Origin of the sequence: Pseudoponticoccus marisrubri (assembly GCF_001482405.1) — a bacterium.
Taxonomy (GTDB): domain Bacteria; phylum Pseudomonadota; class Alphaproteobacteria; order Rhodobacterales; family Rhodobacteraceae; genus Pseudoponticoccus; species Pseudoponticoccus marisrubri.
This window is the reverse complement of the sequence record NZ_LPXO01000012.1, coordinates 91,336-102,747: the sequence shown is the minus strand read 5'-3', so window position 1 is coordinate 102,747 and position 11,412 is coordinate 91,336. Positions and strand designations below refer to the sequence as shown.

The 11,412-nt window shown below is 65.6% G+C and carries 8 protein-coding genes; 1 reads left to right on the top strand and 7 read right to left on the bottom strand.

From position 1 onward, the window contains the following. Positions 1-20 precede the first annotated feature (20 nt). The 7 genes from AVJ23_RS17095 to AVJ23_RS17065 all read right to left on the bottom strand — a co-directional run bounded on the left by AVJ23_RS17095 (position 21) and on the right by AVJ23_RS17065 (position 9,030). Positions 21-2,270 carry a hypothetical protein gene (locus AVJ23_RS17095; RefSeq protein WP_058863429.1) on the bottom strand — a complete coding sequence of 750 codons (2,250 nt, stop codon included), beginning with the start codon at positions 2,268-2,270 and terminating at the stop codon, positions 21-23. Next, complete coding sequence (gene motA / locus AVJ23_RS17090) at positions 2,267-3,136, bottom strand: flagellar motor stator protein MotA (RefSeq protein ID WP_058863428.1); 870 nt, start codon at positions 3,134-3,136, stop codon at positions 2,267-2,269. Before motA ends, AVJ23_RS17095 begins: the two co-directional genes overlap by 4 nt. Positions 3,137-3,192: 56 nt before the next feature. Continuing rightward, complete coding sequence (locus tag AVJ23_RS17085) at positions 3,193-4,296, bottom strand: flagellar basal body P-ring protein FlgI (RefSeq protein ID WP_058863427.1); 1,104 nt, start codon at positions 4,294-4,296, stop codon at positions 3,193-3,195. Further along, positions 4,296-5,294, bottom strand: coding sequence for a flagellin (locus AVJ23_RS17080; RefSeq protein ID WP_058863426.1), 999 nt, complete (start codon positions 5,292-5,294; stop codon positions 4,296-4,298). The genes AVJ23_RS17085 and AVJ23_RS17080 overlap by 1 nt, the downstream gene beginning before the upstream one ends. 10 nt (positions 5,295-5,304) lie before the next feature. Next, complete coding sequence (gene flgK, locus AVJ23_RS17075) at positions 5,305-6,753, bottom strand: flagellar hook-associated protein FlgK (RefSeq protein WP_058863425.1); 1,449 nt, start codon at positions 6,751-6,753, stop codon at positions 5,305-5,307. A 35-nt stretch (positions 6,754-6,788) separates the two neighbouring features. Then, positions 6,789-8,099: a flagellar hook protein FlgE gene (locus AVJ23_RS17070; protein ID WP_058863424.1), complete on the bottom strand. Its 1,311-nt coding sequence runs from the start codon at positions 8,097-8,099 to the stop codon at positions 6,789-6,791. A 94-nt stretch (positions 8,100-8,193) separates the two neighbouring features. Then, positions 8,194-9,030, bottom strand: coding sequence for a flagellar motor protein MotB (locus AVJ23_RS17065; RefSeq protein WP_058863423.1), 837 nt, complete (start codon positions 9,028-9,030; stop codon positions 8,194-8,196). Positions 9,031-9,240: 210 nt separating this feature from the next. On the opposite strand from AVJ23_RS17065, the gene AVJ23_RS17060 reads away from it, so the two are divergent. Then, positions 9,241-11,409, top strand: a complete 2,169-nt coding sequence (locus AVJ23_RS17060; protein ID WP_058863422.1) for a YjbH domain-containing protein — start codon at positions 9,241-9,243, stop codon at positions 11,407-11,409. Positions 11,410-11,412: the final 3 nt, after the last annotated feature.

The following is an 11,412-nucleotide window of genomic DNA, read 5'->3' as shown; positions in this document are numbered from 1 at the left end:
CATTTTGCGACACGTGCCGATCAGGGTGAGGAAACGGGTTCGGTTTCGCTTTGTTCAACATCGGTCTGGGCCAGAAGCGCCTCAAGCACGGATCGTGTGGCAGAGGTCTCGTCGATCGCGGCGCTGATATCCGTCAGGGTGATATCCGCCTCGGGGTTTATCGCGCTGTCGGACTCGGCAAGGCGGGCGGCTGCAGCAAGGATCGGATCCTCCCGTTCGATCAGGATCGGCCATTCCCCGGCCAGCCAGGCTGCGGTGGACACCTGCTCGGATCGGCCAAGCTGATCGTACATCGCGCGAGCATACTCGTAATCCTCCATCTCGAAGCGGGCGCGGGCGCGCAACAGGCCCACGTCATCTCCGGTCAAGCCGATCAGCAAGGTCTCAGCCTCGCCTGGTCGGGACAGGTCGATCAACGCGTCGGCGATGAGCAGCCGCACCGTGCGATCCGTATCGGAGGGCGGCACGCGTCGAAGCAAGTCGAACGCGACATCCGGCAGACCGATATCGAGCAGCCGCCGAGAAAGAGCCTTGGTTGCCGCCCGATCAAGAAGAGTGCCCGTTCGGATCACGGGCATGGCAACCTTGAGAAACTCCATGTCGCCAGCTTCGCCCACCAGCCGCGGAATGGCCCGGTTCACGAGCTCCTCGCGTCGCGCCGCGGGAAGCGTATCCGAGCTGTCCAGCGCGTCGAAAGCACCGGCGAAATCCCGGTTCGCAATGAGGGACTTGAAATGCGCCTCGGCATGATCCGGTCCAGCCTCGGTATGCTTCAACTCCTTGGCGTAGCTGTCCGTCAGTTCGATCACGCGGTCGGGCAGGGCTGCGCCGCTGTCATGCGCGGCATCGACCCGCGCAAGCACGGAGTCCGGGGTGACCGGACCGGGACGTTCGATCAAATCGTCCAGGATCGGCTCTGCTTCGGCTGCATCGCCCCGGGCCAGGGCAAGTTCGGCCCGGCCCAAAGCGATCTCATCCGTCCGCTGACCTGCCATACGTTCGAGCCGCCGCAACATGTCTCCGGCCAGCCCGACCTGGCCCAGAGCAATGAGTTTCCGCGCCAAGGCCGGCCCGAGATGCAGGGCAAGATGCCTCGGAAGTCTTTCAAGCGCACGTATCAGCGCTGCCTCGTTCACGACTGCAGACCCCGTTGGATCATGGTCCAGCAGCGCCCAGAGCGCCGCCGCCGACTCGCAATCCGTCAGCCCAGCGAACCTGTTCGCCGGATCGTTCTCGAGATCGACGAGATAGGACAGGGACAGGAGCGTTTCGTCCGGGCCATCGGGATCGAGTGCCAGTGTCGCACGCGCCTCGGCGCCGAAACCGAATTGCAGCAATGCGCGGGCATGTCGCTTGACAGCGGCCCCGTTGATCCGATCAAACTCGCCGAAGATGGCTGAACCTGTTGCGGCAAGCACGGCAGATACCGTTTGATCGGTAGCCGCCCAATCCGCGATCCGCAGCGCTTCATCAGGGACACAATCTTGCGCACCGGCCGAGATGCGCCCGTCCTCGATCACCTCGAGACCAAGCCGTGCGGCCTCTCTTGAAAACCGTTCGATGATGTCACTTTGCCCGGGTGTTTCCGCGACCGGGCCGGAGGTGGTCTCTCGGTGCTCCGCAGGTTCTTGGGCCGTCACGCGACTGGGCGAACCCACTGGCTCGAGCAATCCGCGCGTCGCCGCGGCGGCGACATCGCGTGCTAGACTATCCGCGATATCGGTTGCTTGGTTGGTGATCGCCGGAGAGCTGGTAACGGACGGCCCCGCCATGTCGACAGGAAAGAGTGTCACCGGGGCTGCCACACGGCGCGGGCCGATCCCGGGCGTCTGACCAACGCGGACCTGGGTCAAGTCAGCCGTCAGACCGGTGGGCAGGGCGTCCGACCGATCCGCATTGGTGTCGACGGTGTCAGAAGGCGCGATGTCGATCACGAGCATCCGGTCGCCCAGGCGAAAGCTGTTGGCAACGCAATCGCAAGCCAGCGGGATATCGAGAGTGGATGAACCCGCTGACGCGCGAAGATCAGCAACGCGGCTTCGGTCGATCCGATCGAACGCATCGGACAGGTCGAACGACCAATCACCCGGCGACAGGGCAAGCCGCAAGAGACGATCTTCGGCGACATCGACCTGCCACTCGGTCTCGCCAGGGACGTCCAGGACCAGACGCGTGAAGGAACCATGTTCGCCGGAGCGGACCTTGGCCGTCTGGGCGGCCACCGCCGCTCCCCAGACCATCAGCAAAAACAGAAGGAAAGCCCGGGTCATGCGGCCTCCTGCTTGACCGATTTCAGCGCCTCCTCGAGATCTTCGAAGCTGGGCCGGTTGTGTCCGGGCGTGTTCTGGCGACCCACCTCGATGCAGATATTGGTGGCGTGGTTATAGAGGTTGGCGACCAGGACCTCGCGGATCAGATGGTAGAAATGCATGTCCTCTTCGGCCACGGATTTGACCTTGGCGGCGAAGGGACCGACCAGACCATACGCAAGGAAGACGCCAAGGAACGTGCCCACCAAAGCGCCACCGATCAGCTTGCCCAGCACTTCGGGCGGTTGGTCGATCGAGGCCATGGTCTTGATCACCCCCAGAACGGCGGCCACGATGCCGAGCGCAGGCAGCGCATCCGCCATGTTCTGAAGCGCGTGGCTGGGATGCAGGGCGTGATGCTCCATGCTGTCCAGCCGCTTGTCCAACACCTCTTCGACCTGGTGCGGATCGTCATAATTCATCGAGACCGAACGCATCGTGTCGCAGATCAGTTCGATCGCGTATTTGTCTGCCAGGATCTTCGGGTATTTTCCGAAAATCGAACTCTCCGAAGGCGCCTCGATATGCTCCTCGATCGCGACGGGATTCTGTCGGGCCAGGCGGATCAGCTCGAACAGGAGGCATAGAAGGTCGCGGTAATCATCGGGTTTCCACCTGGCGCCCTTGAACACCTTGGCGACATCCCTGAGCGTGTGCTTCACTGTCGCGCCGTCATTGCTGATCAGGAAGGCGCCGGTTGCCGCACCGCCGATCATCATGAACTCGAACGGCAGGGCCTTGAGAATGATGCCAAGCTTGCCGCCGGCCGCAAGATAGCCGCCAAAGACCATGGCAAAGATGACGACGATCCCGATGATACCCAGCATTCGGTAATTCCCTGTTCGTGGCGCTCAGCGTGCGATGAAGTTGCGGTTGCCGTTGGTCACATCACGACGAAATCGGCATGAAGCGCGCCTGCGGCCTTGATGCTCTTGAGAATGTCGATCATGTCCCGCGGGCTGACGCCCAGCGCGTTGAGCCCGGCAATGACCTCGGAGAGCGAGGTGCCCGTCGGAACCTCGGCCAGGCTGATGCCGGGATCCTCCTCGATCGCGGCCCCGGTGCGCGGGATGACGACGGTTTCGCCCTCGGAAAACGGGTTCGGCTGGATGGCCAGCGGCGCCTCTTCGATGCGCAGCGTAAGCCCGCCCTGAGAGACCGCGACCCGGGAAATGCGCACATCCGCCCCCATGACGATGGTGCCAGAGCGCTGATCGACCACGACCCTGGCCCGGCGCTGCGGCTCGACCTGCAGGTTCTCGATGGCCACCACCGCGCGCGCCGGTGAGCGGGCCCCGGTCTGCGAGAGGTTCACGCGGACCGTACCGGCGTCCAGCATCGTCGCCGCGTGGCGGCCCACCGCGCGATTGATCACGTCCTCGATCCGGGCCGCCGTGGTGAAGTCCGGCTCCCGCAGGGCGAGCCGCAGCGTGGAGAGCTTGGAAAAATCGAAGGCAACCTCGCGCTCGACCCGGGCGCCGGAGGGAATGACGCCGGCGGTGGGCACGCCCTGGACGACGCGGGCCGCGTCGCCCTCGTCGCCGACCCCGCCGGCGATGACCGTGCCTTGCGCCACCGCGTAGATCTGCCCGTCCGCCGCGTTCAGCGGCGTCATGATCAGCGTCCCGCCCAGCAGGCTCTTGGCATCGCCGATGGCGGAAACCGTGACATCCACCTGCCCACCGATCCGCGCGAAAGGCGGCAGGCGGCTGGTGACCAGAACCGCTGCGACATTGCGCGGGCGGAACTGTTCTCCCGTCACGTTCACGCCCAGACGTTCGAGGATGTTGGACATGATTTCCTCGGTAAAGGGCGAATTGCGCAGCCCGTCGCCCGTGCCGTTCAACCCCACCACAAGCCCGTAGCCCACGAGATCATTGGCGCGCACGCCGTCGACTTCGACCAGATCCTTGATGCGCACGGATTGTGCCGCGGCCGCGCCGGCCTGCAGCGTCAGCAGAAGCAGGAAGAGGAGGCGTTTGACCATCACAGGTACTCCGCCAGGGACAGCCGTTGCGACCGCGCGGTGATCGCGTAAAGGCTTTCCAGCTGGGCGCGAATGGTCTCGTACCGGGTGGCGGCTTCGTACTGGTCGGCGCCCACCAGATCGAGCCGCGCCAGCTGGGTGGCGGTCCGCTCAGAAGCGTTGCGCGCGGTCGTCTCCTCGATCCGCGCCTCGAGCGCGCCGAGCCCTGCGCGCAGCTCCACAACGTCCTGCTGGGCCGCCAGCAGGTCACGCCCGGCCTTGGCCAAAAGCTCCACCTGCACCTTGCCATCAAGCGCCAGCGTTCCGTCCGCGGCCAAGGCCGCCATGGCCAGAGGTTGCAAGACCTTGCGGAACACCGGGTCGGAGGCGCGGATATCCACGCTTGCGCTTTCGCTGTCGCTCAGCTGGAGAGGCGAAAGGCCCGTATTCGACCCTTGGTAAATGGCCGTCTCAAACCCGCCGCCGGGGCCGAAATACGCATCCAGCGCGGCATCGATCCCCGCAACGGTGGTTTGGCCGGCCAGCGTGCCTTGCAGGTCGGCCAGTACTGCCGGCAAGCCTTGCACCGCGGGGCGATCGGTCGCCGTGCCGGAGAACATGAAGCGCCCTGCGACAGACCTGTTGAGCGCGTTCAGCGTCTGATCCAGCGCGTTCGCCGCGTCTTCGGACATGGTGCCGAGCAGCGCGTCGTTGGGGGTCAGGTCCGCCGCGATCAGGGACTGCGACAGGGTTTCGCTGCGGCTCTGGATCTCGTCCAGCGCGGTCTGCATCGCATCCGTGAGGAAAGCGGCCTCGGTGGTGTTGACGCGAAAACTCTCCAGCCGGGCCAGGGAGCGATCGATGGCCTGAAGGCCGGTGAGGTCGCCACCGAGATGCCGGGCCGGATCCTTGACGATCCCGGTCGACACTTCGACCGCAAGTTGATCCATTTCCTCACGCAGCCGAACCTGGTTGGTTCGCAGCACCAGCGCGCGGGCCAAATCTCCTACCGAGTCCATGTCATTCTCCTCAAATCGAGATCAGCCGGTCGAAGAGGTCATCGACCACGGACATGACCTTGGCATTCGCGGTGTAGAGCTGTTCGATCTGCATGAGTTTCTGCAGCTCCTGATCGGTATCCACGCCCTCGGAGAGTTCCAGCTCCTTCAGCGCGGTGTTCTGCGTGGTCGCGTAGGTCAGCGCACCCTCGGCCCGCACGCGTTGCCCCGAGATGGCAGACGAGAAATCCGACATCTGGTCGGCAAAGCTCCGGGCGACGGGGGCCAAGGTTGACGAGCCCGGTGGCACGGCGGCCTCGAGCGCGGCCGAGAGGCCTTGCAACAGCGCGGCATTGCCGACCTCAGCCTGGGTTGCAGCACCCAGGCCGTCACGCAGCCGCCATGTCCCGCCACTGCCCGGCGCGACCAGCGCGTTGAGCGCGATCCGACCAGCGAACCCGGTCTCATTGATTGCATCGAAGGCCAGGCCCTGGTCGGTGAAGAGCCCCGGGTCGCCGCCGGCCAGCGTGGTGTCCGGACCGGCGGGGCCGAGCCGTTCGGCAAGATCACGGGCGACGGCGTCAAGCCGGGCCTGCATCGCGACCGCCGTGCCATCCCGGATCTCGAATTGCGCGGCAAGGCTGCCGCCGGCGAACATCCCATTGGGCGTGCTGTCCACGCCGACCCCGTTGAGCGTCAGCCCGGACAGGGCGGCATTGGCCAGCGTGGCCCCCGGACCGATAGCGGTGCTCGGCGTGAAGCCAACCTCCATCGGGCGGCCATCGAGGAGAACTGCGCCGGCTGCGGCGAAGACGGCGATCTCGCCGCTCTCGCGAGTCACCACGCGCAGCGGCACGATTTCCGAGACCGTGTCCAGCAGCCTCTGGCGTTCATCGAGCAGGCTGGTGACATCGGTGTTCGTGGTACCGGCGCGCACGATGTCGGTATTGATCCGGTCGAGCCGCTGCATCGTGTCGTTCAGCGTCTCGACCTGGCTCGCGATGGTCCGGTCGGCGGTCTGGCGGGCATCCTGCACCTCGGCCGAGAGGTCGTTGAGTTTCGTGGCAAGGTCGCGGGCCGCGCTGGCCACCGCCTCGAGCCGCTGGGTCGAGGCCGGGTTCGACGCTGCTGTGAGCAGGGTGTTTTCGAACGCGTTGACCCGCGCACCGAGAGAACCCGGAGTTCCGGATGTGCCCAGCTGCGTCTCGAGCCGCTGGACAAAGTCGAACGCATCCCGCGCGGCACCAAGCCGCGCGTCGGAGCGCCGGCGATCGCCCTGCAGGATCGCATCTTCGTGCCGGATGGTGCCGGTGACGCGCACCCCGCCATGCGTGCCCTGCGCACCCGGCGTCAGGCCCAGCTCGCGCCGCCCGTAGCTTTCGGTCGCGGCATTGGCGATATTGGTCGAGACCAAACCGGCGGCAAGGCCGTTCGCGCGCAGACCGCTGAACGCGTTGTACAAAGCACCTGTGAGAGACATCTAGCGACCTCCGTTCAGGGCCGACGCGGAACGCGTCAGCGCTTGATGTTCGTGGTTTCCTGCAGCATCTCGTCGACGGTCTGGATGACCTTCGCGTTCGAGGAATAGGCCCGCTGGGTCTGGATCATCGCCGTCAGCTCGTTCGCCACGTCGGTAGCGCTTTCCTCACGCGCAAAGGGCACCACGTCGCCCACCGGCCCATCACTGGCATTCCACAGGAAGAAGCTGCCGCTTTCGGGCGAAGGCATGTAGATCTGCTTGTCCATCGCGACGAGCCCGTTGGGGTTGGGCACATCGACCAGCGGGACCTGGTAGACGACGCGCGAGGCGCCGGTGTCGAACAGCGCGTGGACAAAGCCGTTCTCGTCGATCTCGACCGTGGTCATCGAACCGGCGGCCGACCCGTCCTTGGAGGTGTTGAGAGCAGCAAAGCTCTCACCCACCTGGGTCAGACCCTCGCTGGTGCCGGGGCGGCCCAGCGTGATCTCGACCGGGCCGCCGGCCACGGTGACGATGGCCGTGCCGGTGACCGGGTCATAGGTGCCGCCCGAGACCGTGGTCACCGTGCCCAGCGTACCGCCATCGGTCGGCCCGGCATTGAAGGCGATGGTGTATTCGGCGATCGGATTGGCGGCCGGGTCAGTCGCGGAATCGTCGATCGTCACCGTCCATTCGTTCGAGGGCGGGCTGCCTGCCGCGGGAACGGTCGGCGAGAAGCTGGCGGTCAGCGTCTCGGACCGGCCCATATTGTCGAAATACTCGATCGGCAGGCTTTCCGCCGTGCCGGGGGCGCCCACGATTGTAGCCGAGGCCGGCAGGTTGGCGCCCATCGTGATCGCCGTGGTCGGCTCGCTCGTGACCTGGTTGCGGTTGATCCGGACGGGTTCGAGGCTGTCTGCCGTGTCACGCGGATAGGAGGGCACGGTGCCGTCGGCATTGGCCGGCCAGCCCTGCAGCAGCAGGTCGGATTCGGTGCGCAGGTAGCCATCGGCATCGACGCGGAACGAGCCTGTCGTGGTCAGGTACATCTGGGCATCATTGGTCGCTACGAACTCGGACGCTTCGGCCACGGGGAAGAAGCCGTTGCCCCGCACGGCGAGATCGGTGGCGTTGGTCGTGCCCACCAGCGCGCCGCTCTGGTCGATCTGCCGCGTCGTCGTCGTGCGCACCCCGCCCGCCGTATACCCGCTGCCGTTCGACGACATGACCATCGAGGAGAAATCCGTTTCGACCCGTTTGTACCCCTTGGTGGACGCGTTCGCGATATTGTCGGAAATCGTCCCAAGCCGGGTCGCGTTGGACGCCAGCCCCGCGACACCGGCATTGAGAGAGGATGAAATCGTCATGGACACGCCTTTCTGCTGTCTCGATCAAATTCTCGGACAACAGATACGCGCTGTGGTTTAACGTCGGGCTAACAGCTCCCAAGCTTTCCGCGGGTCAGTCGCTGCGCAGGAAGACGACCTCGATCCGGTTGTTGCGCGGATCCATGAGGTTGGCATGGGCGGGCTCGCGATCGGCATGCGAGGTCACGCGATGCACCCGTTCGGCCCCCAGCCCGTTGCGCACCAGCAGCTCTCGGAAGGCTGTGGCGCGCAGGCCCGAGACGTCCCAGGACGGGTTGCGCGCCAGCACGACCGGCGAGGCGGCAACATGCCCCTCGACCGCCACAGGGTTCGTAACCAGAGACGCGGCGCGCACGAGCACCAGCGAGAGATCGCGCAACAGCTGGGTCGGCGCATCGGCGCCGGTGAACAGTGGTGCCGCCTCGGTACCAAAGAACTCGATCACCAGCCCCTCGTCGGTGACGCGGGTGACGATATGCTTGAGCATGTCATCGGCGACCATGCTTTCGCCACCCCGGCCCATCAGCAGATCCTCGACCTGTTCGAAGGCCTCCTGCTCGGCCTCGGCCTCGGCGGTCTCGCCATCGGCAAAGCTGCCGCGGGCGCGGTTTTCGGCATTCGGATGCAGGCTGGTCGCGCCGGTGCCCATGCGCGGCAAGGTGTTCTCGGCAAAGACCGAATCCCCTCCGAGAGGACCGTTCCCGCCCCCCGAAACGCGTGCCATCGCCACCGTCGGCGTGAAGTAATCCGCAATCCCCTTGCGTTGCTTTTCCGTCGTTGCGTTCAACAGCCACATCAGCATGAAGAAAGCCATCATCGCGGTCACGAAGTCGGCATATGCCACCTTCCAGGCCCCGCCATGGTGCCCGCCGCCCGAGACGACCTTCTTACGCTTGATGATGACCGGCGCCATATTGCTGTCGCCACTCATCTCACCACCTTCAGTCCCACCGAATTCAGGGATAGCGGACGGCTCTTACCGCTGGCTTAAACTGTAAAAATCGCGCGTTAATGCGGCGCCGCGCGCCGATCCGTGCCGATAATCCCACAAGCCGTGCTGCGCCTGCGTTGTCACGTGGACTTGACCCGCGAAAACCATTAGCAAGGGTCTGACGCTTTGAAACAGGGTTGGGGGACTGGCATGTCAGAGCCTACGCGAAACAGGTCGCGGGCGACGCTGGCGGTGGTTGCGGCGCTTGCGCTGGCGGCCGGCATTGCGCCGGCGCGGGCCGAGACGGACCGCAATACACCCTCCTTCAACCTCTACGGCTCGCCCGGCCTGGTCGACATGCCCACGGCCGAGGTTCTGCCCGACGGGACATTGTCGGCCACGGTCGGAAATTTCGGCAACACGACCCGCACGACGCTGAACTTCCAGATCACGCCGCGCCTGTCGGCCGCGTTCCGCTACTCGGCGATCCGCGACTTCAACCACCCGCGCTCGAAGCCGGCCAACGATCCCGAGGGCATCTATTACGACCGCAGCTTCGACATGCGGTTCCAGCTGCTGACCGAATCACCCTCGCGCCCGTCGATCGTGATCGGCCTGCAGGATTTCATCGGCACCGGCGCCTATGGCGGCGAATACATTGTCGCGACCAAGACGGTCGCCCCGGGTCTGAAACTGACCGGCGGTCTCGGCTGGGGACGGCTGGGCAGCTACAACCCCGTGGCCACGACCGGCACGCGCCCCGCGACCGTACTGGGACAGGGCGGTATCCCGACTTATGACCGCTGGTTCCGTGGCGACATGGGTGTGTTCGGCGGGGTCAGCTATGCGCCCAATGACCGACTTAACTTCAAAGTCGAGTATTCCTCGGACGATTACACCCGGGAACGCGCCCGCGGTGCGCATGTGAAGTCCAGCCCGTGGAATTTCGGGCTGGACTACCGGTTCCGCAATGGCGGGCAGGTCTCGCTCTACCACGTGCTGGGCGAAGAGGTGGGCGCACAGTTCACCATCGTCACCAATCCCAAGACACAAGGCATCCCCGGCGGCATCGAATCGGCCGGCCTGCCCGTCGCGCCGCGCGCACCCGGCGCCGCGCAGGACCTGGGCTGGACCTCGGATGCGACCCGCGGCACCGCGGCCAAGGCCTCGCTGACCGAGCTGGCCGCCAAGGATGGGCTGATCATCGAGGGTGTCCGGCTGGAGCCGACCCGCGCCACGGTGCGGCTGCTGAACCCGCGCTACGGTGCCGTCAGCCAGGCCATCGGGCGCACGGCCCGCGCCATGACCCGCGCCCTGCCCGCCTCGATCGAGGAATTCGTGATCGTGCCGGTGGTCGACGGGATGCCCATGTCGGCGGTCGTCATGCGCCGCTCGGATCTCGAACGACTGGAGCACGAGGCCGCGGACGAGATGCTGGCCCGCACCAGCATCGTCGACGCCTATGGCCGCGCGCCGCGGCCCGACCCGGGCACCTATCCGAAATTCGAATGGTCCATCGCGCCCTACCTGCAGCTGTCGGTCTTCGACCCGGACAACCCGGTGCGCGCCGACAGCGGGGTACGCGCCTCGGCCAAGGTCGAGATCACGCCGAACCTGATCCTGTCGGGCTCGGTCACCAAGAAGGTCGGCGGTAATCTCGACACGGTCACGCGGCGGGACAAGTCGAACCTGCCCCGCGTGCGCACCGACCAGTCGCTCTACTCGTCGCAGGGCGACCCGGCGATCGAGTACCTGCAATTCGCGCTTTATGGCCGGCCCGCGCCGAACCTCTATTCGCGCGTGACCGTCGGCTACCTGGAACAGATGTATGGCGGCGCCTCGGCCGAGCTTCTGTGGAAGCCCGTGGGCAGCCGGCTGGCGCTGGGCGCCGAGGTCAACTACGTGCAGCGGCGCGAGTTCGACCAGCTCTTCGGCTTCCAGGACATGGTCACCACCGACCCGGTCACCGGCATCCAGCGCGAGATCCCGAATTTCAACGGCCATGTCTCGGCCTATTACGACATCGGCAACGGCTTCCACGGCCAGCTGGACGTGGGCCGCTACCTGGCCGGGGATTACGGCGCGACCGTGACGCTGGACCGCGAGTTTGCCAATGGCTGGAAGGTCGGCGCCTATGCGACCTTCACCGATGCCAGCTTCGAGGATTTCGGCGAAGGCTCCTTCGACAAGGGCATCCGGGTGACAATCCCGTTGTCGCCCTTCCTCGGCACGCCCTCGCGCAAGGACAACGCGATCAACATCCAGTCGCTGTCGCGCGACGGCGGCGCCCGCCTGAACGTGCGCGGCCGGCTCTATGACAAGGTCCGCGACTATCACGAGCCCGAAGCGGTGAAATCCTGGGGAAGGTTCTGGAGATGACGA